Source organism: Bradyrhizobium sp. USDA 4341 (genome assembly GCF_054063755.1).
In genome coordinates, this window is sequence record NZ_JBSSGO010000002.1 from 5793129 (window position 1) to 5819221 (window position 26093).

Annotated in this window: 16 protein-coding genes, 1 tRNA gene and 2 pseudogenes; 12 read left to right on the forward strand and 7 right to left on the reverse strand. The window is 62.7% G+C overall.

The features are described 5' to 3' along the window. Nucleotides 1-241 precede the first annotated feature (241 nt). The 3 genes from ACVIGB_RS33590 to ACVIGB_RS33600 all read right to left on the reverse strand — a co-directional run bounded on the left by ACVIGB_RS33590 (nucleotide 242) and on the right by ACVIGB_RS33600 (nucleotide 3968). Nucleotides 242-1042, reverse strand: a complete 801-nt coding sequence (locus ACVIGB_RS33590) for an FAD binding domain-containing protein (protein WP_456719443.1) — start codon at nucleotides 1040-1042, stop codon at nucleotides 242-244. A gap of 10 nt (nucleotides 1043-1052) precedes the next feature. Next, nucleotides 1053-3392 (reverse strand): xanthine dehydrogenase family protein molybdopterin-binding subunit, encoded by a 2340-nt coding sequence (locus ACVIGB_RS33595; protein ID WP_456719442.1) that lies wholly within the window; start codon nucleotides 3390-3392, stop codon nucleotides 1053-1055. A 90-nt stretch (nucleotides 3393-3482) separates the two neighbouring features. Next, nucleotides 3483-3968, reverse strand: a complete 486-nt coding sequence (locus tag ACVIGB_RS33600) for a (2Fe-2S)-binding protein (RefSeq protein WP_097675807.1) — start codon at nucleotides 3966-3968, stop codon at nucleotides 3483-3485. A 403-nt stretch (nucleotides 3969-4371) separates the two neighbouring features. On the opposite strand from ACVIGB_RS33600, the gene ACVIGB_RS33605 reads away from it, so the two are divergent. The 4 genes from ACVIGB_RS33605 to ACVIGB_RS33620 all read left to right on the forward strand — a co-directional run bounded on the left by ACVIGB_RS33605 (nucleotide 4372) and on the right by ACVIGB_RS33620 (nucleotide 9017). Next, on the forward strand, nucleotides 4372-6087 hold the full coding sequence (locus ACVIGB_RS33605; protein ID WP_092121926.1) for a PQQ-dependent dehydrogenase, methanol/ethanol family: 1716 nt from the start codon (nucleotides 4372-4374) through the stop codon (nucleotides 6085-6087). A 26-nt stretch (nucleotides 6088-6113) separates the two neighbouring features. Continuing rightward, nucleotides 6114-7340, forward strand: coding sequence for a c-type cytochrome (locus ACVIGB_RS33610; RefSeq protein ID WP_456725020.1), 1227 nt, complete (start codon nucleotides 6114-6116; stop codon nucleotides 7338-7340). A gap of 138 nt (nucleotides 7341-7478) precedes the next feature. After that, nucleotides 7479-8159 (forward strand): response regulator, encoded by a 681-nt coding sequence (locus tag ACVIGB_RS33615; RefSeq protein WP_456719441.1) that lies wholly within the window; start codon nucleotides 7479-7481, stop codon nucleotides 8157-8159. A gap of 117 nt (nucleotides 8160-8276) precedes the next feature. Then, a complete protein-coding gene (locus tag ACVIGB_RS33620) occupies nucleotides 8277-9017 on the forward strand; it encodes a LuxR C-terminal-related transcriptional regulator (protein WP_456719440.1) in 741 nt (246 codons plus the stop codon). A 102-nt stretch (nucleotides 9018-9119) separates the two neighbouring features. Here the strand turns inward: ACVIGB_RS33620 and ACVIGB_RS33625 are convergent, their stop codons facing one another. Next, a complete protein-coding gene (locus tag ACVIGB_RS33625; protein ID WP_092121937.1) occupies nucleotides 9120-10493 on the reverse strand; it encodes an ATP-binding response regulator in 1374 nt (457 codons plus the stop codon). Next, the gene (locus ACVIGB_RS33630) at nucleotides 10490-11662 is read right to left on the reverse strand and encodes an FIST N-terminal domain-containing protein (RefSeq protein WP_092121940.1); all 1173 of its coding nucleotides are present in this window, start codon (nucleotides 11660-11662) and stop codon (nucleotides 10490-10492) included. The genes ACVIGB_RS33625 and ACVIGB_RS33630 overlap by 4 nt, the downstream gene beginning before the upstream one ends. A 462-nt stretch (nucleotides 11663-12124) precedes the next feature. Here ACVIGB_RS33630 and ACVIGB_RS33635 point away from each other — a divergent pair, with 462 nt between their 5' ends. From ACVIGB_RS33635 to ACVIGB_RS33650, 4 genes are all read left to right on the forward strand, one after another. Next, on the forward strand, nucleotides 12125-14158 hold the full coding sequence (locus ACVIGB_RS33635) for a methyl-accepting chemotaxis protein (protein ID WP_456719439.1): 2034 nt from the start codon (nucleotides 12125-12127) through the stop codon (nucleotides 14156-14158). Between the two features lie 348 nt (nucleotides 14159-14506). Then, a complete protein-coding gene (locus ACVIGB_RS33640; RefSeq protein ID WP_456749253.1) occupies nucleotides 14507-15997 on the forward strand; it encodes an MFS transporter in 1491 nt (496 codons plus the stop codon). A 3-nt stretch (nucleotides 15998-16000) separates the two neighbouring features. Next, nucleotides 16001-16834: a trehalose-phosphatase gene (gene otsB / locus ACVIGB_RS33645; RefSeq protein WP_456719436.1), complete on the forward strand. Its 834-nt coding sequence runs from the start codon at nucleotides 16001-16003 to the stop codon at nucleotides 16832-16834. Between the two features lie 214 nt (nucleotides 16835-17048). Continuing rightward, on the forward strand, nucleotides 17049-18503 hold the full coding sequence (locus tag ACVIGB_RS33650) for a trehalose-6-phosphate synthase (protein WP_456719435.1): 1455 nt from the start codon (nucleotides 17049-17051) through the stop codon (nucleotides 18501-18503). Nucleotides 18504-18716: 213 nt separating this feature from the next. On the opposite strand, the pseudogene ACVIGB_RS33655 reads toward ACVIGB_RS33650, so the two are convergent. Further along, nucleotides 18717-19499: pseudogene (locus tag ACVIGB_RS33655) on the reverse strand (IS30 family transposase); the annotation flags it as partial. Nucleotides 19500-20440: 941 nt separating this feature from the next. Here ACVIGB_RS33655 and ACVIGB_RS33660 point away from each other — a divergent pair. The 4 genes from ACVIGB_RS33660 (at nucleotide 20441) to ACVIGB_RS33675 (ending at nucleotide 23788) form a co-directional block, all read left to right on the forward strand. Further along, nucleotides 20441-20530 (forward strand) — tRNA-Ser (locus ACVIGB_RS33660). Between the two features lie 479 nt (nucleotides 20531-21009). Beyond that, nucleotides 21010-21273, forward strand: a complete 264-nt coding sequence (locus tag ACVIGB_RS33665) for a hypothetical protein (protein ID WP_456719434.1) — start codon at nucleotides 21010-21012, stop codon at nucleotides 21271-21273. A gap of 788 nt (nucleotides 21274-22061) precedes the next feature. After that, complete coding sequence (locus tag ACVIGB_RS33670; protein ID WP_456719433.1) at nucleotides 22062-23180, forward strand: SphA family protein; 1119 nt, start codon at nucleotides 22062-22064, stop codon at nucleotides 23178-23180. Nucleotides 23181-23557: 377 nt separating this feature from the next. Further along, on the forward strand, nucleotides 23558-23788 hold the full coding sequence (locus tag ACVIGB_RS33675) for a hypothetical protein (RefSeq protein ID WP_456719432.1): 231 nt from the start codon (nucleotides 23558-23560) through the stop codon (nucleotides 23786-23788). A 1894-nt stretch (nucleotides 23789-25682) separates the two neighbouring features. On the opposite strand, the pseudogene ACVIGB_RS33680 reads toward ACVIGB_RS33675, so the two are convergent. After that, nucleotides 25683-25921: pseudogene (locus ACVIGB_RS33680) on the reverse strand (hypothetical protein). Between the last annotated feature and the right edge of the window lie 172 nt (nucleotides 25922-26093).

Genomic DNA, 26093 nt, shown 5'->3' on the forward strand with positions numbered 1-26093 from the left:
TCCGTTCGTTGTGGGCGTTATGCGGCTGAGGTGCTTACGGCTGGCTTGGTGCCGAATGTCATGCGTTCTCCCAGCCGTCCGTGGGACGGTATTTTTAATTAGCTGATTAGCTAAATTGTCTCGCCGAACGCGCGATGTGGCAAGGGTCTTTTGCCCCGAAGCGCCGGTAAAACGAGCCGCCAGTAAAACGCGAACGGCGCGCATCGCTGCGCGCCGCCGCTCGACTTGTGTTTAGGCGCTATCAGCCGGCGGCAGTCACCGCCCGCTGTCCCATCACCTTCACCAGGTTCGCGCGGTAGTCCGCCGAGCCGTGGATGTCGGCGAGCAGGCCGCTCGCCGCGATCGTGACGCTGTCGAGTGCCGAAGCCGCCCAGTTCGCCTTCAGCGCCTGCTCGATCGGCCCCACCCGCATGACGCCGCTTTGCGATGCACCGGTCGCGGTGACGCGGACGTCACCCGACTTGGTCTTGGCGACGAACACGCCAGTCAGGGCGAAGCGCGAGGCCGGGTTCGGAAACTTGGCATAACCGGCCTTGGCCGGGATCGGGAACGCGACCTGCGTGATGATCTCGCCATCCTCGAGTGCCGTCGTGAACAGGCCCTTGAAGAAATCATCCGCCGCGATCGACCGCTTGTTGGTCTTGATCGTCGCGGCGAGTGCCAGCACCGCCGCCGGATAGTCCGCCGCCGGATCGTTGTTGGCGAGCGAGCCGCCGATCGTGCCGCGATAGCGCACGGCGGGATCGCCGATCATCGACGCCAGATTGGCAAGCGCCGGGATCGCCTTCTGCACGGCGTCGCTTTGCGCCACGTCATAATGCGTGGTCGCGGCCTTGATGGTGACGGTGTCGCCGGACACGTCGATGCCGATCATGTCCTTGATCTTGGCGACGTCGATCACATCGGATGGCGCAGCAAGGCGCTGCTTCATCACGGGGAGCAAGGTCTGTCCGCCGGACAGGAACTTGGACTCCGTGCCCTTGGCGAACTGCGCCACGGCATCGTCAATCGAGGATGCGCGGTGATAAGTGGTCTCGTACATCGTATCCTCCTCAACCGTGAATGGCGTGCCAGACGCGATCGGGCGTCGCCGGCATTTCCAGCTTGTTGTTGCCGATGGCGTCCGTGATCGCGTTGATCACGGCAGCAGAGGCGCCGATCGCGCCGGCTTCGCCGCAGCCCTTGACGCCGAGCGGGTTGCCCGGACACAGCGTCGTGGTGTGGGAGAGCTGGAACGACGGCAGGTCGTCGGCGCGCGGCATGGTGTAATCCATGAACGACGCGGTCACGAGCTGACCGGTGTCGTCATAGATCGCGCCCTCGAGCAGCGCCTGGCCGATGCCCTGCGCAAGGCCGCCGTGAACCTGGCCCTCGACAATCATCGGGTTGATCAGCCGGCCGAAATCGTCGGCTGCCACGAAGTCGACGAAGGTGGTCTTGCCGGTGCCGGGATCGACCTCGAGCTCGCAGATATAGGCGCCGGCCGGGAAGGTGAAGTTGGTCGGGTCGTAGAACGCCGTCTCCTTCAGGCCGGGCTCCATGCCGTCAGGCAGGTTGTGCGCGGTGTAAGCCGCGAGCGCGACCATCGGCAGCGCGATCGCCTTGTCGGTGCCGGTGACCTTGAACTCGCCGTTCTCGATCACGATGTCGCTCTCGGACGCTTCGAGCGCGTGCGCCGCGATCTTCTTCGCCTTGGCTTCGACCTTCTCCATCGCCTTCACGATCGCCGCACCGCCGACCGCGATCGAGCGCGAGCCGTAGGTGCCCATGCCGAACTGCACCTTGTCGGTGTCGCCATGGACGATCGAGACCTGGCTGATCGGCACGCCGAGCCGCTCTGCGATGATCTGGCAGAACGTCGTCTCGTGGCCCTGGCCGTGGCTGTGCGAGCCGGTGAGCACCTCGATGGTGCCGACCGGATTGACGCGGATCTCCGCCGATTCCCACAGACCGACGCCGGCGCCGAGGCTGCCGACCGCCTTCGACGGCGCGATGCCGCAGGCCTCGATGTAGCAGGAGACGCCGATGCCGCGCAGCTTGCCACTGGCTTTCGCCTTGGCCTTGCGGGCCGGGAAGCCGGCATAGTCGATTGCCTTCATCGCGGCATCGATCGAGGCGTGGAAGTCGCCGACATCATACGCCATGATCACAGGCGTCTGATACGGGAACGCGTTGATGAAGTTCTTCTTGCGCAGCTCGGTCGGGTCGACCTTCAGCTGCCGCGCCGCCGTCTCCATCATCCGCTCGAGCAGATAGCTCGCCTCGGGACGGCCGGCGCCGCGATAGGCGTCGACCGGCGTGGTGTTGGTGTAGACGCCGATCACCTCGGCGTAGATCGCCGGGATCACATACTGGCCCGACAGCAGCGTCGCGTAGAGATAGGTCGGCACCGCCGAGGAGAACAGCGACATATAGGCGCCGAAATTGGCGTGGGTCTTCACCCGCAGGCCAAGGATCTTGTTGTCCTTGTCGAACGCCATCTCCGCCTTCGAGACGTGGTCGCGGCCATGCGCGTCGGTGAGGAAGGCCTCCGAACGGTCGCCGGTCCACTTCACCGGGCGGTTGACCTTCTTCGACGCCCACAGCGCCACCATCTCTTCCGGATAGATGTAGATCTTGGAGCCGAAGCCGCCGCCGACGTCGGGTGCGATTACGCGCAGCTTGTGCTCGGGCGCGATGTTGTAGAACGCCGACAGCACGAGGCGGGCGACGTGCGGATTCTGCGACGTGGTGTAGAGCGTGTAGTGCTCTTCGGCCTGGTCATATTGCGCGATCGCCGCGCGCGGCTCCATCGCGTTCGGCACCAGGCGGTTGTTGGTGAGCTCGAGCGTCACCACGTTGGCGGCCTTGCTGAAGGCGTCGCCGACCGCGGCCTCGTCGCCGATGTGCCAGTCATAGACGATGTTGCCGGGGGCTTCGGGATGCAGTTGCGGTGCGCCCGACTTGATCGCGGCCCTGACGTCGGCCACCGCGGGAAGCTCTTCATAGTCGACGACGACGGCTTCGGCCGCGTCCTTGGCCTGGTTCTTTGTCTCGGCGATCACGACCGCGACCGCCTGTCCGACAAAGCGCACGGTCTCCGGCGCCATCGCCGGCCACGCGCCCATTTTCATCGGCGAACCGTCCTTCGAGGTGATCGCCCAGCCGCAGATCAGATTGCCGACCTTGTCGTCGACGATCTGCTGTCCGGTCAGCACCGCGATCACGCCGGGCATCTTCATGGCCTCGGCGGAGTTGATGCCCTTGACCTTGGCATGTGCGTGCGGGCTGCGGATGAAGTGAGCGTAGCTCATGCCCACCATTTTGACGTCGTCGACGTAACGTCCCTGGCCGGTAATGAACCGGCGATCTTCCTTGCGCACGACGCGTGCGCCAATTCCTTCAACACCCATAGTCTAGTCCTCCCGACGGAGATTCGATTTGCCGCCGTTTCCATCGAGACCGGCGGTGATGAGCTTGATCGTGTGTACTGCGTGGGCCGGCTATTCGGCGGCCTGCGCGACCTTCATGCGGCCGGCGGCGTCGAGCACCGCCTTGACGATGTTGTGGTAGCCGGTGCAGCGGCAGATGTTGCCTTCGAGCTCGTGGCGGACCGTTTCCTCATCGAGCTTGCCACCATGACGGTGCACGATATCGACCGCGGACATGATCATGCCGGGGGTGCAATAGCCGCACTGCAGGCCGTGATTGTCGCGGAACGCCGCCTGCATCGGGTGCAGCTCGTCGCCCTTGGCGAGGCCTTCGATCGTGGTGACATTGGAGCCCGCGGCCTGGCCGGCCAGCATGGTGCAGGATTTGACCGCCCGCCCATCGACATGGACGACGCAGGCGCCGCACTGGCTGGTATCGCAGCCGACATGGGTGCCGGTGAGGTTGAGGTTTTCGCGCAAGAGATGCACGAGGAGGGTTCGGTCCTCGACGTCGACCGAAACCGCCCTGCCGTTTACCGTCAGTTTGACTGTAGACACGCGTTTCTCCCAATAGCTTCGTTATGGGCCCAGTAGACCACGCTTCATATGGGACGTAACCGCGATCAAAGTCGTAGGTGCGGCCCTGTCGTGAAGGCGCCGGGCTGTACTTCCGATCCTAGCAGGCAGCCGTTCAATGGGCAATTTGCAAGCTGCCGGGAGCATGCTCCGGCGCGGTGAAATCACCCCGCAGTGCAAGCGGTTTTCGGCAGGCTGATGGTGCTACGGCGCGCCAAAATCGCCGCCGCGATTGCTACTACCTTCCGCCTATAACGACGCAAAAGCGTTGCTGTCATTTTCATCGCCGACGCAGCGACAGAAGATCGCTGGTTCATGAAATTGGGTATCGATCCGCGCGCGCGATGCATCCATCGCGGCAACGAAACCATATTGGAGGAAGCCAATGAAGCTGAGGAGCGGGATTTTCTTTGCCGGTGTGTCGCTGGTCGCCATGGTGATGGCAAGCATTGGCGCGTCGAAAGCCAATGATTCCGTCGTGAAGGCGGCGTCCGATCCGAACGGATGGGCGATCGCCGGCCACGACTACGGCAATACGCGCTTCAGCCCCCTGAAGCAGATCAATTCCGAGAACGCGGGCAAGCTGCAGCTGGTCTATTCGCTGTCGCTGGCCTCGCTGCGCTCCAATGAGTCGTCGCCGCTGGTGATCGGCAAGACGCTGTATGTGTCGACGTCGTGGGGGCCGAAATACGTCTATGCAGTCGATGCCGCGACCGGCGCGCGCAAATGGACCTGGCAGCCCGATATTCCTGACGATGTGCTGCAATACGCCTGCTGCGACGTCAATAACCGCGGCGTGTCCTATGCCGACGGCAAGATCTTCGTCGGCCGGCTCGACGGCAAGCTGACCGCGCTCGATGCCGAGACCGGCAAGGAGCTCTGGACCTCGACCGTCGTCGACTACAAGCAGGGCTCGGTCATCACCTCACCGCCGCTCATCGTCCGCGACAAGGTGATCACCGGCTTCGGCGGCGGCGAATACGGCGTCCGCGGCTCGTTGCAGGCCTTCTCGCTCAAGGATGGCAAGCTGCTCTGGCAGACCTTCACGGTGCCGGCGCCGGGCGAACCCGGCAGCGACACCTGGAAGGGCGACACCGGGCTGCATGGCGGCGGCGCCGCCTGGCTGGTCGGCTCCTACGACGCCAAGTCCGACACCGTCTACTGGGGTACCAGCAATCCGGGACCGTGGAATACCGGCGTGCGCTCCACCGGCGACGGCAATTTCGGCAAGCTGACCAACCTCTACACCGCCTCGACGCTGGCAATCGATCCCAACACCGGCAAGATCAAGTGGCACATTCAGGGCACGCCGGCCGACGCCTGGGATTATGACGGCGTCAACGAACTGCTGCTCGCCGACCTCAAGATCAAGGGCAGCGAGACGCCGGTTTTGATGAAGGCGGACCGCAACGGCTTCTTCTTCGTGGCCAACCGCGAGACCGGCAAGATGATCTCGGCCGAGAAGTACGTCTTCGCCAACTGGGCCAAGAAGTGGGATATCAACACGATGCGGGCGGAAGAGGATCCGGACAAGCGTCCGGGCCCCGGCCATCCCGCCAAGGACATCTGCCCGAACCTGATCGGCGGCAAGAACTGGCAACCGATGTCGTTCAACCCGCAGACCGGCCTCGTCTACATCCCGACCAACAACGTCTGCATGGACTGGTCGGTCAGCGACGTGAACTACAAGCGCGGCGTGTTCTATCTCGGCGCCGAATTCCCGACCAAGGAAGGCCCCGGCGGCTTCCTCGGCGAACTCGTGGCCTGGGATCCGGTCGCCAACAAGAAGGTGTGGAGCATCAAGGAAGACCTGCCCTTCAACGGCGGTACGCTGACGACGGGCGGCAACTTGGTGTTCTCCGGCAATCTGCACGGCGACTTCCGCGCCATCGATGCCAAGAACGGCAAGGTGGTGTGGAGCAAGAACCTCGGCAGCGGCATCGGCGCGGGTCCAGTGACCTATTCGGTCGACGGCAAGCAATATGTCGCGATCGTGGTCGGACGCACTGCCGCGCTGCCGGCTTTCCTCGGTGACATCGGCAAGAAGATGGTCGCCGCGGCGCCCGAAGGCGGCTCGCTGTTCGTGTTCGCCCTGCAATAACGATCGTCAAGGAGGCAGCATTGTCCGTGTCCTGCATCGCCCGAAACGAACTGCGCACCCCCTCGCGCACCACGCGGCTGGAACATGCAATCCGGACCGTGCTGCTCTCCGCCCTGCTGATGGTGCCGGCCCTGGCGGCCGGCGCCGACGAGACAAAACCGCCGCTGCGGCTTTGCGCCGACCCGACCAATCTGCCGTTTTCGAGCGACGACCCGGGCAAGCCCGGCCTCTATCTCGAGATCGGCCAGGCGGTGGCGCAAAAGCTCGGCCGCACCGTGAGCACCAATTGGTACAAGTCCTATTTCGGCAAGCGCACCGTGCGGGAGACGCTGCTCAGCAAGCGGTGCGACGCCATGGTCGGCCTGCCGCTGGTCGACGATTTCATGGGCCCGGCGGTGATCTTCTCGAAGCCGATCGCCCATAAGGGCTATGCGCTGGTCGGCGCCAAGGATCGCGCGAAGGATCGCAAGCTCGCCGGCATCGACAACCTCAAGGGATTGCGGGTTGCGGTGCAGTATCAATCGACGCCGCAGAACCTGCTCGCGCTGCGTGACGACATCGAGAAAGTCACCGTGCTCAGCCCGGAGGAGGGCATGGCGGCCCTCGAACAGGGCAAGGCGGACATCGCCTTCATCTGGGCGCCGGTGGCGGGGTGGCTCAACAAGACCAGCTATGGCGACAAGTACCAGATCGTGTCGACCGAGGGCGACGGCCTGCTCTGGGCGACCGCGATCGGCTTCGCCAAGGCGTCCGGCGCGCTGCGCGATGAAGTCGACGCTGTGCTGCCCTCGCTGCAGCCGGAGATTTCCGCCCTGTTTGCCAAATACGGCGTGCCGAACGGCGCTCCGGTGAAGTTCGGCCAGGCAGACCGGGCGACGACGTCGTCCGTCGGAGCCAGCGAACCCGTCACGGTCGGGCAGGCGACTTCGGCCGAGAAACCGGTCCAGACCGCTGCAACCGCCGGAGATACCAAAGGGGATGCCAAAGGCGACGCCACGGCGGGGCGGGAGGTCTTCAACGGCACCTGCGCCCATTGCCACGGTCCGGACGCGGTGCAGGCCGAGCGAAAGATCGATCTCAGGCTGCTCAAGAAGCGCTATGCTGACGACATGGAACAGACATTCTGGAAGACGGTCCATGACGGGCGGCCAGCCAAGGGCATGCCGGCCTGGAAGGACGTCTTCAGCGACGACGAGCTCAGAAACGTATATGCCTATCTGCAGAGTGTGCAGGATACCGGCGGGTCGAACTAGCTGCTGCGATCCGCAATAGAAGCGTTTTCAAGCGAAGTGGATACCGGTTCGTGTGAAGAAAACGCGTCAGAACATGAGTCGAGAGCCCCGTTCCGATTCAATCGGAACGGAAAAGCCTCGAGCAGTGCGAGGGTCCTCATGATGGGGTTCCTGATCATCGACGATCACCCCCTGTTTGGGGAGGCGCTTGGCAACGCCATCCGCATCTCGCATCCCGATGCCCGGATCTATGAGGCCACGTCGATCAAGGGGGCGCTAGGCATCCTCGCCAGCGAGCCGAATATCGACCTCGCGCTGCTCGATCTGCTGCTGCCCGACGTCGTCGGCTTCTCCGGCTTCCAGAAGATCAGGGATCGCTATCCGCGGCTACCGATCGCCATCGTCTCGAGCGAGGAGGACAAGCACACCATCCGTGAGGCGCTGGAAATGGGCGCGGTCGGCTATCTGCCGAAGTCAACCTCGCTCGGCGAGCTGTCGCAGGCGATCGCCCGCGTGCTAAGCGGATCGGTCTCGGCGCCGCGGGATTTTGTTGCGGTCGGCGCACTGGATCAGTCCGAGACGGCGCGGACGCTGCGCGAGCGGATCCAGAAGCTGACGCCGCAGCAAATTCGCGTGCTGCACCTGATCATCCGCGGCCTGCAGAACCGCGAGATCGCTTCCGAGCTCAGGCTGGCGGAATCCACGGTGAAGGCGCATGTCACCGAGATCCTGCGCAAGCTGAAGCTGTTCAGCCGCAACAAGGCGATCATCGAGCTCGGCAAGATTCCGCTCCCGGTTCCTGACGCCTGCGCGGGAGCGAAGGCAGAGAAGGCACCCTAGCTTGCTGCACTGCGAGGCGGGCGCCTTGACTATCCGCCTATAGGCTGACGATCGGCTTTGAGATAACGTCGTGCGCACAATGGCTGTCATGAGCATCCGAGGGAGGACGGCGCAGCATTGACCACGATCGCGCCCCTGGCGGACGAGCCGCCGCTCGACAAGGCGGGTGCGCCTCGACTGCTGATCGTCGAGGATCACCCGCTGTTCCGTGCCGCCCTGATCGGTGTGATCGGGGCCGAGTTTCCCGACGCCGAAGTTCTGCAGGCGACCTCGATCGATGGCGCGCTCGACGTGATCGCCGCGCGCGACGGCCTCGATCTGATCCTGCTCGATCTGTCGATGCCAGGAACCACGGGCCTGCTCGGCGCCTACCGGGTGCGTGCCGCCGCCCCGCGCAGCGCACTCGTGATCGTGTCGGCGCATGACGATTCCCGGATCATCGGCGGCGCCATCTCGCTCGGCATTTCCGGATTCATTCCGAAGTCGACGCCGAAGCTCGAGCTGGCGCGCCTGCTGCGCGGCATTCTCGAAGGCGAGGTGTGCTTGCCGACCCGTTTCCGCGATTCGGCGGCCGCACGGAAGGGCCAGGCCGACACCAAGCAACTGGTGCAGCAGCTCGGCCAGTTCACCGCGCAGCAGCTTCGCGTGCTCGACATGATCTGCCGCGGCCTGCAGAACAAGCACATCGCCTATCAGCTCGACATCTCGGTCACCACCGTGAAGGTGCACGTCTCGGAGATCCTGCGGAAGCTCGGCGTGCGCAGCCGGACCGAGGCCATCATCGCGCTGTCGAAACTGGATTTCGGCAAGCACGACCACGCGCCGGTGACGGCCTCGCCGCCGTCGCATAGCGACTAGAGCCTTTCCCGTTCCGATGGAATCGGAACGGGGCTCTAGGTTTTTATCTTGACGCGTTTTCTTCACGCGAACCGGTATCCACTTCACTCGAAAACGCTCTGATCATAGCCGCGCGCTCGACTGCTCCGCCGCCAGCAGGAACGACAGCAGCGAGCGCATCTCGGCGGGCTTGATCGGCTTCTTCAGCAATTCGTGGCCAAAGGCCGAGACGTCGGAGGCGGCCTTGGCCGAGTAGTCGGCGGTCACGATGATCGCCGGAACCTTGGCGTTGATCTCGCCGCGGATCACGTCGACGGCCTGGATGCCGGTCTCGCCATTGTCGAGGTGCAGGTCGGCGATGATGGCGTCGGGGATGCCGTCCAGCGCGTGGATGCGCTCGAGCGCCTCGGTCTTGGAGATCGTCACGGCGACGTCGCAGCCCCATTTCTCCAGCAGATGGGCAAGGCCCTCGGCGCTCGAGAGGTCGTTCTCGATCAGCAGGATCTTCGCGCCCTCCATGCCGCCGTAGCGATAGTCGACGCTGGCCTGTTCGCGTACCGGGATCGCAACCGGATCCAGGGTGCGGGGCACGGTGACCGAGAACACCGAGCCCTTGCCGGCGCGCGAACTCAGCCTGATGTTGTGGCCGAGCAGGTCGGCAAACCGGCGCACGATCGAAAGACCGAGCCCGATACCTGCCTTGTCGCCGGCGCCGGCGTCGCCGCGCTGAAACTCGACGAAGATGGCTTCGCGTTGGGCTTCCGGGATGCCCGGCCCGGTGTCATGCACCTCGATGCAGATGTCGTCGCCCTTGAGGCGGCATCCCATCAGCACGGTGCCGCGCTGGGTGTAGCGCAGCGCATTGGCCACAAGGTTCTGCAGGATCCGGCGCAGCATCAGCGGATCGGAGCGAACCACCGCCGACGACGGCATGATCCGGAAGCCGAGGTTGCGCTTGGCGGCGGTTGCCACGAATTCCTGCTGCAGCGGCTCGAACAGCGAGGCGATTGCGACCGGGCCGAATTCGGGCCTGAGCACGCCGGCATCGAGCTTCGAGATGTCGAGCAGCGTCCGCAACATGTCCTCGAGCGTCGCCAGCGAACGGTCGATCTGGTCGGTCAGCGCGCCGCTCTTGGGCTCGTTGGCCATCTCGGCCAGCGCGGACAGTGTCAGCCGCGCCGCATTGAGCGGCTGCAACAGGTCGTGCGTCACCGAAACCAGCACCGATGATTTCAGCGAGCTTGCTGCCTCGGCCTGCTGCTTGGCCTGCAGCAGGCGTCCGTTGGTCTTTTCCAGCGATTGCAGCGCCTGCTTGAGCTGCTGGGTGCGGTCGCGCACCTGCTGATCCAGCGCAATTGCGGTCTCGAACAGAGAAAAGGCGTTGAGCTGCTGGTCGGTCGAACGTTCGACGCGCGACATCAGCGCCGCGTTGATCTTGCGCAGCTTCTCGGCTTCGCGTTCGAGGGCCGCAATGCGCGTGGTCTTGCTGTCGGTCATTGCGGCGCGACGGCCCGCTTGCCGATGGCGATGCCGGTCAGCGTCTGGTTGACATGCATGGAGCGATACTGCTCGCCATAGGTCTGAAAGCCAATCACTTTGTTGCGGCGGTAGAGCTCCGACATCTCCCGCGACAGCTGGCGTTGCTCGACATCGAGCCGGCGCAGCACGCATTCGAAGCCGATGAACATCGAGACCTCGCCGAGCTCCTCGGTCAGCTCCTGGAGCAGGCGGCTCGTCACGTCGATCGGGTCGCGCTCGCGCGCCACCGTCAGCACCATTCCCTCGTCGATCGCGCAGAAGAATTGCAGCGACCCGTCGGGATTGGTCCGCTGGATCGACCGCGCGTAATAGGCGCCGCCGACGCGGACCAGGACCGGATGCGCGGCAAACGAGAACAGTTCGAGCTTGCTGTCGCTGAGGCCGACCGCGCGGGAATATTCCAGCGCGGCAGGCTCGGCATTCAACTCCTTGACGATACGGTGCTCGATGTCCGCCTCGGTCACCACCATCTTGGTCGAGGTCGGCTCGAAATGGTCGCACTTGAACGTGCGGAACGGCAGCCGGGTCCGGATCAGGATCAGGACGGCCGCGTCGGTAAAGGCTTCGCCGCCGTAGAAGACCCAGGACTTCTCGAAGCGCAGGCCGTCGCCGGCGGAGCCGCCGACCACCGGAATGTCGCCGAGCGATGCGTAGATCGCCGACATGATGGTTTCCTCACGCTGGCACATGCCATCGATGAAGAGCAGCCCGAAGGAATCGTCGGTGTGATCGCAATGCTCGGTGCGTTGCGCGAATTCGCTCTGCAACTCGGTGCACATCGAGCGGCCGTGATCGACCCGGAATGTCGCGAGATCGAACAGCGGACGGGCCGCGATGACGAAATCGGCGGCGTTGAAGCCCATCGCGACGACGCTGTCCTCGTCCCAGCCGCCGGGCGACAGTTCGCCGGCCGTGGTGCAGCCGAAGATCGGCACGTCGGGCACCTGCCTCGACAGCTCGGCAATGAATTCTTGCGGATCATAGAACGGCGACACGAACACCACGAGCATGGCGAGATCGGCCGCCGCCAATTGGCGCGCGATCTCGTCGGCTGCTTGCCGCGGCCCGTCGGTCTTTGCCTGCACCACGACAATGCTGTCGGTGGCGCTGCCGTTCTGCTTCGCCAAAGGCGTTCTCCCTGACCAGAATTTTTGTTTTTCTTGGCGCGGCCTGTCGTGACAGCGCGGGTCGTAAGGGCGTACGGGCCATGCCGCGATTGGTTGCGGTCAGGCCCGCCGGTTCTAGGTCGTGAGGGGAAATGTCATGGGCCGGGCGACTTCGCCGGCAGCTGCGCTCGCCGCAAGCGCCAACGGCGCCGCTCGACGCGATGACATGGGACACCTCCCGATGTGTTCTCCTGGCCCGGGCAGGGACAGGTTTGATCGGTTCTAAAGTATCGGGCCGGACCCGCGCGTCAATCACCTTGCCCACCCCCCGAGCCCGACCAAGGTAGTAGCGCGTGCCGAATTGGCTGACCCTGTTGCCCATTTACCGGGCCTTATTGATTCTGCCTTAGTTTTGCCCTCCGGGGGCTGGGGCGGGTTGCTGCCGGACCCCGCGTGGTTTTCAGAATGAAGACGGGGGTTGGAATGCCGGGACTCAAGCGATCGCTGTCGATCAGGTTCCCAACCCTCAGATTTCAAGCCAAGATCATGCTCGGCTTTGCCGTCACGCTGGCGCTGTCGGCGGCCACCATGGGTTTTGCCTATATGGGCTTCGAGCGGGTCTCGGCCGGTGTCGGCTCCTACCGCCAGAGCGTCGCGGAAGCCGACCTTGCCCGCAACATCGATCGCGAATTGATCTCCTACCGTTCGCTGGCGCGCTACTACGTCGCGACCGGCAAGGAGGACGATGCCAAGGCCGCGCTCGCTGCCGAGGCCAGCCTGAAGGACGCCATCGTGGCGTCGATGAAGGGCACCAGCAATCCGGCCCGGCTCGAGCAGGTCACCAAGCTGGAGCGCGAATTCCGCGCCTTCACCAAGATCTTTGCCGAGATCGTCCGTATCAAGGACGAGAGCGCGCAGACCGCGCAGAACAAGCTGGTCCGCAGTGCGACCTCGATGCGCTACAAGCTCGACGATCTGCCGAGCAATGCCGACGATTCCGAGCTGCAGTCGATTCAGTTCGGCGCCAAGAAGGTCGCCGACCAGCTGCAGTCGATTACTGGCGCCGTCAACACGTTCGTCGTCAACGGCGACAAGACCGTTGCCACCAGCGCGCTCGCCCGGCTGAAATTCGCCGACAATCTCGTGAAGGGGATCACCTCGAAGAACGAGCGGATCGCCCAGGGCGTGAAGGACATCACCGGGTTGCTTGAAGAGTACCGCGAGGCGTTGGCCAAGCTGATCGCGAATGCGAAGTCGATCGACGAATTGACCGTCGAGATGACGGAATCCGCAGCCGCCATCAGCCAGGGTGCGGCGGCGATGAAGTCCGACCTGCTCGCCGACCAGAAGCGGCTCGAGAATGAATCGCACTCGATGATCGGCGAAACCGAGCAGTTGATCCTGATGCTTGCTGCCGGCAGCTTGGTGCTCGGGCTGGTGTGGGCATTCCTGCTCGGCAAGGGCATTTCGCGCCCGATCGCGGCGATGTGTGCGGCGATGCGCGAGCTTGCGGCCGGCAATTTCGACGTGGTGCTGCCGGGCCTCGGCCGTCGCGACGAACTCGGCGAGATGGCCGGCGCTGTCGAAGAGTTCAAGGTCCAGGCGGTCGCCAAGGCCGAGCGCGATGCCGCGACCCAGGAAGCGCAGAACAAGGTGAGCGCGGCCGCACGGCGCACCGAGTTGATTCGATTCGCCGATGAATTCGAATCCGCCGTCGGCTCGATCGTCTCCAACGTGTCGGCTTCCGCCGTGCAGCTCGAATCCGCGGCAGGGACGCTGACCCGCACTGCGGAGACCACGCAGAACCTGTCGAGCCAGGTCGCCGGCGCCTCCGAGGAGGCCTCCAGCAACATGCAATCGGTGGCGTCCGCGACCGAGGAGCTGTCGGCGTCGGTCGACGAGATCGGCCGCCGCGCCAAGGAATCCAGCCAGATCGCCGATTCCGCCGTGCGTCAGGCCGAGCAGACCGACGCCCGGATCGGCGAGCTCTCGCGGGCTGCACAGGAGATCGGCGACGTGGTCAAGCTGATCACGGCGATCGCCGAGCAGACCAACCTCTTGGCGCTGAACGCCACCATCGAGGCCGCGCGCGCCGGCGATGCGGGCCGCGGCTTCGCGGTGGTCGCCGCCGAGGTGAAGTCGCTGGCGAGCCAGACCGCGAGAGCCACCGACGAGATCTCGACCCACATCTCGGGCATGCAGGCCGCGACGCAGGAATCGGTCGCCGCGATCAAGGAGATCGGCGGCACGATCGGGCAGATCTCCGGGATCGCCACCAACATCGCGAGCTCGGTCGAGCAGCAGAGCGCGGCAACGCAGGAGATCGCACGCAGCGTACAGAACGTCGCGCAGGGCACCCAGGAAGCCGCCTCCAGCGTCACCCAGGTCAACCGCGGCGCCACCGAGACCGGAGTCGCCTCCGAAGAGGTGCTGAACTCGGCCCGCTCGCTGTCGGTCGAGAGCTCGCGGCTGCGCGAGGAGCTCGACCGCTTCATGGCGAACATCCGCGCGGCGTAAGCGCGCTGCCAGAGATATTGTCGTCGTCCCGGCGAAGGCCGGGACCCATAACCACCAATCGTTATTGTTATACGTGCAATTCGCGGCGTTCCCATTGCCATGGCCGCGGCGTATGGGTCCTGGCTTTCGCCAGGACGACAGAACGAATTGCTTTCGCCGGGACGACAAAATCAATCCCGCTCGAACTGTTGTCAGCATTACGGCGATTTTCCTCGCTCTCCCGCGTTGCGGGAACCCTTGCCCACCTGCGGCGTTGACATCGCGTGGCGGGCACTCCGTTTGCCGCAATCCTGGGAAAGCGAGCCTTGGAACACACCGTTCCGGGGCGTTTCTCATTGGTCCATTCTGATGACACTGCAGCGGACACGGTTGAGCTCTGCGACGACGCACGAGGCGGCGGCTCCAGTCACGCCAAATGACGACCGCATCATCGAGACCTCGATCCCGGTTCGGCTCGACAATCTCAGCTGGAGCGGCTTCCACACCCGCGTCGTGCTGGCGCTCGGCATCACCTGGATCCTCGACGGGCTCGAGGTGACGCTCGCCGGTGCGCTGTCGGGCGCGCTGAAGGAGAGCCCGACGATGAGCTTTTCCAATGCCGATGTCGGGCTTGCCAGCAGCGCCTATCTCGCCGGCGCGGTGCTCGGCGCGCTCGGCTTCGGCTGGCTCACCGACCGGATCGGCCGCAAGAAGCTGTTCTTCATCACGCTCGCGCTCTATCTCTCGGCGACTGCTGCGACCGCGCTGTCGTGGAATGTCGCGAGCTACGCGCTGTTTCGCTTTCTCACCGGCGCCGGCATCGGCGGCGAATACACCGCGATCAATTCGACCATCCAGGAGCTGGTGCCGGCGCGCTATCGCGGCTGGACCGATCTCGTCATCAACGGCAGCTTCTGGATCGGCGCCGCGATCGGCGCGGTGAGCGCGATCGTCCTGCTCGATCCCGCGCTGCTTGCTCCGGATCACGGTTGGCGGATCGCCTATTTCACCGGCGCGGTGCTCGGCCTCGTCGTGCTGCTGATGCGGATGTGGATTCCGGAAAGCCCGCGCTGGCTGATGATCCATGGACGCCCCGAAGAGGCCCACAGGATCGTCGCCGATATCGAGACTTCCGTGCTCGGTCACGAACAGCCGAGCGAGGGCTTTGAGAAGTTCAAGCTCCGGATGCGCGATCACACGCCGCTGCGCGAGGTCGCGGTGACGCTGTTTTCCACCTATCGGCAGCGCTCGCTGGTCGGACTCGCGCTGATGGCCGCGCAGGCATTCTTCTACAATGCGATCTTCTTCACCTTCGCGCTGATCCTGACCGATTTCTTCGGCATCGCCGCCAGCAATGTCGGCTGGTACATCCTGCCATTCGCCGCCGGCAACTTCCTCGGGCCGCTGCTGCTCGGCCGCCTGTTCGACACGCTGGGCCGCCGCACCATGATCGCGTTGACCTATAGCATCTCGGGCGTGCTGCTGGCGCTATCAGGTTATCTGTTCTCGATCGGGGTGTTCAGCGCGCAGACGCAGACCATCGCCTGGATGGTGATCTTCTTCTTCGCCTCGCCGGCCGCGAGCGCCGCCTATCTCACCGTCAGCGAGACGTTTCCGCTGGAGGTCCGCGCGCTCGCGATCGCCATCTTCTATGCGGTCGGCACCGGCATCGGCGGCGTGATTGGACCGGCGCTGTTCGGCGTGCTGATCGACACCGGATCGCGCAACAGCGTGTTCGCCGGCTACCTGCTGGGGTCGGCACTCATGTTGGTCGCCGCAGCCGTCGCATGGCGCTATGCCGTCGCGGCCGAGCGAAAACCGCTCGAATCTGTCGCGCGACCGCTGGCATTTGTGGAGTAGACTATGACGAAGCATGAATTGGCCGAAATGCCCCTGGATGATGACATCACCCCCAATGCGACGACCGGCAGCATGCCGGCGCCGGCATCGCTGATTCCGCCGCTGGATCGCACCGCGGTGCTGCTCGACATCGACGGCACCTTGCTCGATTTTGCGCCGACGCCGCGCGAGGTCTGGGTGCCGCCGGAACTGTCGACCACGCTGAAGCAATTGCATGAGCGCACTGGCGGCGCGCTGGCGCTGGTCAGCGGCCGCTCGCTCAACGACATCGATCTGATCTTCGCGCCCGAGCAGTTTCCCGCAGTCGGCGGCCACGGCGCCGAGATGCGGCTGCAGCCGGACAGCGAGGCGGTCGCCGCGCACGCGCCGCCGCTCGACAAGGAATTGAAGCGCCGCCTCGCTGCGATCGCCAAGCTCAGCCCCGGCATTCTGCTCGAGGACAAGGGCTATTCGCTGGCGCTTCACTATCGGCTGGCGCCGCAGGCGGAGAGGGCGATCTACGAGGCGGTCTCGCTGATCCGCGCCGAGCTGCCGAATGCGCCGATCGAGGTGCTGCCGGGCAAGAGCGTCTGCGAGATCAAGCATTCCGGCTTCACCAAGGCGACCGGCGTGCAAGAGCTGATGATGCATGAGCCCTTCAAGGGACGCCGCCCGTTCTTCATCGGCGACGACGTCACTGACGAGACCGTGTTCGCGATCATGCCCGATTTCAACGGTCTCGCATTCTCCGTCGGACGTCGTGCGACCGGCGTCGCCGGACATTTCGACGCGCCGAGCGATGTGCGCGAGTTTCTCGCGCAGCTGCTCGACGATGATAGGGACGTCAGGCTGTCCTAACCCAATCATCTGCATCGCACGTCGCGCCGCGCATTGCCGAATGCGGTTGTTTTGCGTCGTGGCGTACGTCTCGCGTGAATTTTTCTTTTTCGCGAGTTCCCGCGAGTTCCATGCGCGTTTGTCAGAATTTGGTTTCAATTGGGAGATTCCTTGATCAGGAACCATCTTGATGAATGGTTGTTAATACGCGAGTTGACCAACAGGAGGGGACCGGGTGAACCTCGTCGTCGTATCGAACCGCGTCTCGCGCGGAAAACCCAATGAACCCATGACGGGGGGGCTGGCTGCGGCATTGTTGCCGGTGGTGGAAAAGACAGGGGCAATATGGGTTGGTTCCAGCGGACGTGTTCGCGACGGGAACCACAAGGAACCTTTTGCAGAGGTCGAAGCTCTCGGGGCCGGCGCGCTGGCGATGCTCGATCTGCCGGCCGCGCACTATGGCGGCTACTACGAAGGCTTTGCCAATTCGGCGCTGTGGCCCGCGATGCATTCGCGCGCAGACCTGATCCGTGCGTCGCACGAAGACTATAAGAGCTATCGCGAAGTGAACGCGTTCATGGCGCGCGCGCTGCTGCGCTTCCGCAAGCCTGATTCCGTATTCTGGATCCAGGACTATCATTTCCTCGCGCTCGGTGCCGAGCTGCGCGATCTCGGCGTCACGCAGCCGATCGGCTTCTTCCTGCACACGCCGTGGCCGGCGCGCGCGGTGATCGCGGGCGTGCCCAATCATCGCGAGCTGATCGAGGCGATGCTGTCCTATGATCTGATCGGTTTCCAGACCGATGAGGATTGCGAGAACTTCCTGAGCTACGTGCAGAACGATCTCGAATTCGCGGTGCGCGACGGCGTGATCAATTCGTCGTTCGGCCGCACCCGCGCCGCGGTTTTTCCAATCGGCATCGATCCCGGGAAGTTCGCGCAGCAGGCGACCAAGGCGATGATGCATCCCGACGTGACCCGGCTGCGGCGCAGCCTCAATGGCGAGAAGCTCGCGATCGGTGTCGACCGGCTCGACTATTCCAAGGGCCTCGTCAACCGCATCAAGGCGTTCGACAAGATGTGGACGCTGCATCCGAACCTGAAGCGTTCGGTGTCGCTGCTGCAGATCGCAACGCCGTCGCGCGGCGCGATCGAGGCCTATGGCAATCTCGCGAGCGAGGTCGCCAAGCTCGTGTCCGACGTCAACGGCGTGCATGGCGAGGTCGACTGGACGCCGATCCGCTATCTCAACAAGGGTTTTGGCCAGGGCGTGCTTGCAGGGCTCTACCGCACCGCGCAGGTCGGCGTGGTGACGCCGCTGCAGGACGGCATGAACCTTGTGGCCAAGGAATATGTCGCGGCCCAGAATCCGGCCGACCCCGGCGTGCTGGTGCTGTCGAAATTCGCGGGTGCGGCGAACGAGCTCGACGCCGCGTTGCTGGTCAATCCGCATGACATCGACGGCATGGCACGCACCTTGGCAACGGCGCTCGCGATGCCGCTGACCGAGCGGCGGATGCGCTGGGAAGCCATGATGGAGAAGCTCAACAGCGGCACCATCCAGCAATGGTTTGCCGATTTCATCGAGGCGCTGCAGGATACGCACAATGCGGGTGCCGCGGCGCTGCCGGAGCCACCAAGCCTGTGGCCGCGCCGCCGCACGGCGGATCTTGCCGCGCGATATCACTGAGCGAGCACGCGTTCGCCAGCGCACAGCGAGGATGGACACGCCAGCGCTTGCCCATCGTCGTGCATCGTTGTCTTCCGATTCAAAATGTCAAACAGCCACTCGGTGTCATCACCCGCGCATGCGGGTGATCCAGTATTCCAGAGACGCCTGTGCTTGAGCCGAGATGTCGCGGTTTCTTCCGGGCGTCGTCCCTGCGAAAGCAGGGAGATGGAGTCACGTTTGAAGTGCAACGATTGATTTGAGTTTGGAGAATGCCTCGGCGGGTGTCTTGAAGTCCAGGCATTTGCGTGGGGTATCGTTGAGGCGCTGAGCGAGGCGCCTGAGGGCGGCTGCCGTGATGAACTTGAGGTCAGTTTTGCGTGGCAGAGAGCGTCGTAAGCGCCCGATGGAGTTTTCCACGCCGCCTTTTTGCCAGGGACTATGGGGATCGCAGAAGAAGGTTTGGACGCCGAGGGCGTTGTGAAGCCTGTGATGCTCGGCGAACTCGGTTCCGTTGTCGAAGCTGATGGTTTTACGGATCGCCTGTGGAAGCTTGCCAAGTTGACGGGCGATGGTCCGAGCGGTGAGGACAGCTTTCCGATCGAGTGGATGCAGCACGATGCTGAAGCGAGTTTGTCGCTCGTGGAGAACCAGCAATCCTTGGCCATATCGCGCGAACAGCATGAAGTCGGCTTCCCAATGACCCGGCGTCCCGCGGCCTTTGACCTCGGAGGGTCGTTCATCGATCGAGCGCCGTTGTTTAATGAAGCTGGCAGGGCTGCCGCCTGGGCGTCGCCGGCGCCCTCGTCTGAGTTTATGGCACGGCAGCAGGCGGTGCCAGTAATCCTTCTGGGCCGTACGATGATAGATGAAACGATAGATTGACTCGTGGCTGATCATGACGCGACCATGTTCTCGCGCCAGTCGACCAGCGATCTGCTCCGGCGAATGTCCCATCGCAAGGCTTTTGCCGACGCAGTCCCGCAGGGCCGGCTGGTGCGGCGTTGCAGAGCCGGCAGATACTTCACGTCGATATGGATAAAGCCGATGCTGGCGGTCTCGAAGATACCGGGCTTGGGCTTGTCAGGCTTGGCAAGCCGGCTGATGCCATTGCGCTGCAGGCAGCGGTGAATGGCGCTGCGGGACAGCTTGGCATTGATGCATCGCTGCATCACCTCGACGATGTCGTCCAGCGGCAACTGCAGCGACGTCCGCAACTCGCAAACCGCTCGCTCTTCGACGGCCGACAGGCTGGTCGTGAGGTTGTTCGGCCGGTGCGAACGGTCTCCAACCGTGGTGCGGCCGCGCCAGCGGTAGATCGTGGTCTCGCTGACCCCCAGTTCAGCCGCCAACTGGGCAACCGACTTCTTGCTGCGCTGGATGTAGGCGCGCGTCTTTGGTGTCGTGGTGGCGTTCGCGTGCAGGTTCAGTTCCATGACACGAGGTGCTCCCTGACAAAGGCCACGCCTCGTTCTACACCGATTCCATCCAACCAATCAGCAGGGACCAAACACGAAAGCAGGGACGACATTGAGTGCGTTGCACGATCTGTGAGTCAAACATCCGAGTTCTCGCGACATGATCTGCCCGAGCCTTGCCGTCGGGCAACTCAGTGGCATGGCGCCGCGCGCCAGATGACAGGTCCGCGAGAGCCCGGAAACCATCCGCCTGCACGTTCTTCGGATCGATGGATTCCGGGCTCGCCCCGCATGCCTGCCCCGAGGTGCGCAATTGCCCACCTGGGCGTGACGAGGATCGGCCGATCGATTGCATGGCCTGATTTGCGCCGGTCTTTGACGTCCAGCGGCCAGAATCGCGCGCGGCGGCAAGCAAGGCCGCATGGCTCGACTGATGTCATCGCCAATTTACCCAATATTTTCAATCCATTGGGGAAATTTCGTGGTCCGGCTCCGCGCTCCCTTGCAAAATCCGCCTCAGCCCTTCAAGAGAGGCCTCCCGGAGAGATGGCCGAGTGGCTTAAGGCGCACGCTTGGAAAGCGTGTGTGCGGGAAACCGTACCGTGGGTTCGAATCCCACTCTCTCCGCCACTTTGCCCCGAAATTTCGTACCTCTAAACGGAGACGGGCCGAAAACTCGGCCGTTTTCGTGTATTTTTCGACCCGGAGAATGCCGGCCGTACTAAATATGAGCCGTGAATGGGGCTGGAGAATGCTTTTTTCTCCGAATCCTAGAACGCCGGAAATCGGTACGGTACGGCATTTTGCGGGAAACCAAGCCCCTTATTAGAGGCTCGGTTTGAATCTCTCTCGCTCAAGGACCGCGGCGGAAACACAAACATCGTCACGCAATGGCACGGTACACCTTCTGAACGCCTGGTGATCGGCGCTTACCACATCTACGACGATTTCCGACCGGCTGAGGCACGAAAGATGGGGGATGGATCCTTCCACACGTTCGTCAACCAAGTTTTCCTCTATGCGACGGGTACGCGGAAAGGGCAGTCAAGTCTCTACATCCAGATTAAACGATTGCTCGGTCGCAATGGCACTCTGAAGATTCCCAAGTGATGTCCCAGCAATCGATCCGGTGGTCCTTGCAGGATCATACCCTTGATTTTTCGGGGTATCATACCCTGACACAATTCCTCGCCTGGCTTACCGCGTTCATGCGCGGCTTCCCGCCGCGTGCATTGAAGAGCGTCGTGTTCATGCGCGCTGGTCGGTTAACGGCGGCGGCGCGTCATGATTTGCCTACCGTGGGATACAGCCAAAGCGAGCCCGGCCTGAAACGTGAGGGTGGCTGTCGGCGAGATGGACATCGCCGCAAGTAGACGTGACCTGCGTAACGCCATCGCATGCGCGGGGTCCGAGAGCGACGGCCTGGCTCCGCCGAGCAAGATCGCTGAGGACATGGGAAGTGTCTCGATGCGCGAGCATCGGGATTTCTCGCCTATGTCCTCTGCTCTAACCTTCACCAAGCAGGAGGAAACTAGGCCGTCATGTTAGTGAGGACAGTGAATGAGGCAAGCTTCTCGCGCATACTAGTAGGCGGGGCGTGGTCAAAAGCTTATCAGCTAGTCCCGACGACCGGTCTTACTGGTTAACACGCAAAAAGTTCGGAAATAAAAACAAAAAGCCCACTTAGACCAAAGGCTTTGATGGGCATCGATTTCGCTCAGGTGAAAGAAGTCGATCGAAAAAGGGTGGGATAGTCAATTCCTTAGCCGCGCCTCTTATCCGAAAGCGGATAGACTGTCTGGTAAGCGAAAGCACCAGATGGACTTCCCTATTGGCTCATTCCGCTACCAACGCCAGGTGGGCGACGCGGTGCGCTCGGAAGGCGTCGGCGAAATCGAAAACGTCCGGCAGTTATTGTCGGATCAGATAGACTTGCGGCAGAGAAACAGAGCCGTTGGCACAAACTGCATACTTTTTGCGGATAAAATACCTGTCATTTCCAGCTATCCCCTCTGCAGCGCCTGTGGCTGATGGGCCGCAGTCTCCAACTCTTTTTTGGCAAACCTGTCCTCGCTGAATTTACGTGGTGAGCCCCACTTGTTCCAGGATTACAGTGTCCCCCGAATTGTAATCGGAGGCGACACACCTTACGGGGAGCAATATGACTGCGGGAATTGCACTGGCAGCGGCGAAAAGCGGGCGGCCAATCTCAGCACATCGACGAAGACTTGGCGTTGCTGCAGTCGTCTTGGCGCCCGCGATCACGTTTTTTTCCCAGTGTGCGTTGGCCGATGAAAGCGGCATTAGCTTCTGGATCCCCGGCCTCTTTGGAAGCCTCGCGGCCACACCGCAACAGCCGGGCTGGTCATGGGCGAATATCTACTACCACACCTCCGTATCCGCCGGCGCCGACGTCGCGCGGGCGCGCGAATTCACGCTCGGTAGGGTTCCGGCCAACGTTACCGTCAACGCAAATCTGAATTTGAGTGTCAACGCCACCGGCGATCTTGGCTTTGTGCTCCCGAGCTATGTATTTGCAACGCCAGTGCTCGGCGGCCAGGCGTCGGTGTCCCTCCTGGCAGCCTATGGCGTCGTCGGCACCAGCCTGGCGGGGACTTTGTCCGGCGTGGCCACGGGCCCGTTCGGCAACACCGTTCCCTTCGCGCGGTCCGACACCATCAGCGACGCGACATGGGGCTTCGGGGATTTGGCGCCGCAATTCGCATTGCGCTGGAACGCCGGCGTCCACAACTACATGACCTATATCACCGGCGACATCCCGGTTGGCGCTTACCAATCCGATCGCTTGTCGAACCTGGGTATCGGACACGGCGCGATCGACGCCGGCGGCGGCTACACCTATTTCAACCCGCAGACCGGCCACGAATTCTCCGGGGTGCTCGGCTTCACCTACAATTTCAAAAATACTGCAACGCAGTATCAAAACGGCGTCGACATGCATTTCGACTGGGGCGCATCGCAATTCCTGTCGAAGCAGGTCATGGTTGGCCTCGTAGGCTATGTCTACAAGGAACTCGGCTGCGACAGCGGTTCAGGCGATCGAGTCGGCTGCTTCCAATCCCAGGTGGTTGGGCTCGGTCCCCAGATCGGGTTTCTTTTTCCGGTCGGCGACATGCAGGGCTATCTCAATTTTAAGGCTTACGGAGAGTTCGCTGCGGAAAACCGGCCATCAGGCTGGAATACCTGGGTGACCTTCTCAATCTCGCCGCCCACGCCCGGAGCGCCTCCGACGACAAAGCCGATCGTCAGAAAATATTAGGATCAACCAACCCGCCGGTCCACCGAACCGCCAAACTTGCTCAGCCGCGCCTACAAGGCGATCGAACGACGTCGCCGATCGCTGCGATGCTTGAGTCCGTTTTTGACCCTTTTGCGAATTAGCGCCCGATGCTGATTATGTCCGATAACGGGGGTAACCACGAAGCTATCGGGGAGCGGTCGAACCGACGCAACTGGCCCACAACGAACATAAAGACTTTGCAACAAGCACTCGAAGCCAGCCCCTATCAATGCACTCAGTTGACCTGATACAATGGCCCGCTCGGGGGGCGATATGCAATGGCGGGAATTTCTTGGCGTCGTTGATGGTGCGGTGGTCGGGTGGCCGCACGCCATGCACGCACAGGAGGGCCTATATTGAAGAAGACATTTGCTGCTTTTGTCGCGGTCGCAACTATTGCCGGTTCGTTCGCCGCGACGCCCGCAAGCGCACAGCGTGGCGTCGCCGCTCCGGGCCGCTACTATGAGCCCGTCCCTTACGGAGCAGGTCGCGGGCCATACGACGATTTTGGCAGTTGCGAATGGGTGACACAGCGCTTCTGGGACGGCCATGGCTGGCGGGTCCGCCGGGTGCGAGTATGCGGCTGATCCGCGATTGCGGCGAGATCGAACGACTCGTAGCAACCCTCGAAAGTCGAGCGGAGGCCATCGAAATGACCGGGACCGCGACGCGCACGCCGACGAAGACTGCAATCATCTTGGCTTTTTGCCAAAGTCCGACACTTCCTTTTTCGATCATGCTGTATCGTGGATTGGCTACGAAAGTGGTTTGCCCCTTAGGAGGATAAAATGAAGTGGGGATCAATCGCGTTGTGGGCGTCGCTAATAATTGGGTTCTTAGCTGGAAGTACTGGAACCGGGAGTGCCGTAGTTTACTGCCAATACGCTGGCTATCCTGCCAATTGCGTCGTACGGCCCGGAGCCGTAGTCGCAACAAGCCATGAGCCTTACAGAATCCCACCTTCAATTGATGCTCGCACGAGCGGCCTTATTAGGCAGGACTTATTCGATCGGAATAACCCGAACAACCTGCGATCGGATTGGCCCAGTCCACCTGCTCAACCGGGCCAGTTCTGAAAAGTAGCGCTGCGGCGCAGTCGTGGCTTTGCGAGTGGCCGCAGACCGCCAAATTCGCGCCCGTCTCCGAACCCTTTCGTTCTGAGGTTGGCCCATCGCGTCAATTGGCGCGCTGAAGCGACATGTCCGGAGTCGAGGGAAAGGCGGAATCCCAACGCATATGATAATTTTAGATCACAAGCGGCATGCACAATTCGACAGAAGGCCGAAGAGCATTCCTTCATGCCAAGGTCGCCTCTTGGCCCGTTTGAGGGTTCGACTGGTTCCGACGATATCCGCTGTAAGAAGTAGATCGGAAGTGATCAGCCCACAGTCAGAATGACGCGTTTAGTGGTTCACACAAAAAAAGTTCGGCAAATAGAACATGAATCCCACTTGGACCAACGGCGTAGATCCACCAGGAGATCGTGTCGCTCACTCGCAGGGCCTGACACGATGCCCGGTAGGGGGTGGTCAATTCCTCAGGCGACCCTCAGGTCGCGGACCGGCCCCACTCTCACTCAGGGATTTTTTTCGAGTCGATGGGATTTTGCGCCCCGCTCTCAACGGGGCAGCAGCTGTTCCTTCGAAAACGATTGATGTCTGACTCGCTTACGAACGGCCCGGGAGCCGATGAACCGGGCGTCACTAGTGCGAAGCGCTGTTTATTTTCAGATGACGAGACATAGTAATTTGCAAAGACGAACGCGCAATTCGCCGCTGCAGCCGATCAGCAACCAACGGCCATTTAGCCCTAGCAGACCTCTAGACCCACTGTGCAACCTCTTGTCAGCGCCGACCTATGCAGAGGCGATGCATGGGAGGACCAGGCAGCTGGCCCTATCCATCATCTCCACCGTCGGCAGCGCCGAGCCGCAGCCGAAACGGAACGGCTTACTTTGTTGGCTGGGTGGTCGTGGTGCCGTGGCGCGCGTTCCGTCGCTCCTCGCGTCCCGTGCGCCGCTCCTGACGCCGCTCTGCGCGTCCCGTGCGGCGTTCCTGCGTCCGCTTCGCCGTTCCTGTCGCCGCTCGGTGCCAGACTTCGCCGTGTCCGTGGCAGCGACGCGGGGTGGCGGGAGTAGTGGCGGTTTGGGCTTCAGCCGGAGAGACCGTCAGCACCGCAGAAGAAGCGACAAGTCCAAATGCAGCCGCGTCTCCAAGGAAAGCGAGTGCGCTGCGACGACAGACCTCTTTCGGCTCCGCACGTTCACTCATTTTCAGGCGCTTCTGCTTCGGTTTCAAACGTCTTGGTTAGGCGCGGATGTCGCGTTTTTAACAGCGTGCCATCTGGCGGGACCTCAAAAGTGACATACCAAGTGTGGTTCATGCCATGATGCCGTCGCTTCGTAACGTCGCCTGTCGGCGCCCGACCAAAAAGCCTCTCGCCGGGACGGCGGTTCCTTCTCGTAACACGCAAACAAGTGCTTTACCGCCGTGCCCCAAGGCGGTTGGCGCCACCATTTGCATTGCCACCGGCGTTGTGCCGGACCGCCGCGCGCGCCACCGGACGAGGCCGTAGCACGATGCCAGCCCGGGCAACGCAACCTGGCAGTACACGACCGCGTTGGCTGGGACTGGATTGAGAGTGAGACCTGCAAGCCCGAACAGGGCGCTAGCAGCAATCCCGGCAACTGTCGCTGACTTGATCGCAAGACGCGGATGCATGGCGGACCTCCCTGTCGTGCTGTTTGAGTGCAGCCTGAGCGCCAAAGGATCGCTGACGTTGACCTAGATGAATGGAGAGCCTGTGCGCTGGCGCGGCTTGCCCGGTGTTCTGTGAACTGCGCTCGACGCTGACGCCTTGCCGTCGCCTGTCCCCGTCGCGGTGACGGTGCGA

Coding starts and splice junctions, on each gene's coding strand:
- ACVIGB_RS33590 (WP_456719443.1), bottom strand. CDS start 1,042: ATGTACGAGACCACTTATCACCGCGCATCCTCGATTGACGATGCCGTG.
- ACVIGB_RS33595 (WP_456719442.1), bottom strand. CDS start 3,392: ATGGGTGTTGAAGGAATTGGCGCACGCGTCGTGCGCAAGGAAGATCGC.
- ACVIGB_RS33605 (WP_092121926.1), top strand. CDS start 4,372: ATGAAGCTGAGGAGCGGGATTTTCTTTGCCGGTGTGTCGCTGGTCGCC.
- ACVIGB_RS33615 (WP_456719441.1), top strand. CDS start 7,479: ATGATGGGGTTCCTGATCATCGACGATCACCCCCTGTTTGGGGAGGCG.
- ACVIGB_RS33625 (WP_092121937.1), bottom strand. CDS start 10,493: ATGACCGACAGCAAGACCACGCGCATTGCGGCCCTCGAACGCGAAGCC.
- ACVIGB_RS33635 (WP_456719439.1), top strand. CDS start 12,125: ATGCCGGGACTCAAGCGATCGCTGTCGATCAGGTTCCCAACCCTCAGA.
- ACVIGB_RS33640 (WP_456749253.1), top strand. CDS start 14,507: ATGACACTGCAGCGGACACGGTTGAGCTCTGCGACGACGCACGAGGCG.
- otsB (WP_456719436.1), top strand. CDS start 16,001: ATGACGAAGCATGAATTGGCCGAAATGCCCCTGGATGATGACATCACC.
- ACVIGB_RS33665 (WP_456719434.1), top strand. CDS start 21,010: ATGTCCCAGCAATCGATCCGGTGGTCCTTGCAGGATCATACCCTTGAT.
- ACVIGB_RS33670 (WP_456719433.1), top strand. CDS start 22,062: ATGACTGCGGGAATTGCACTGGCAGCGGCGAAAAGCGGGCGGCCAATC.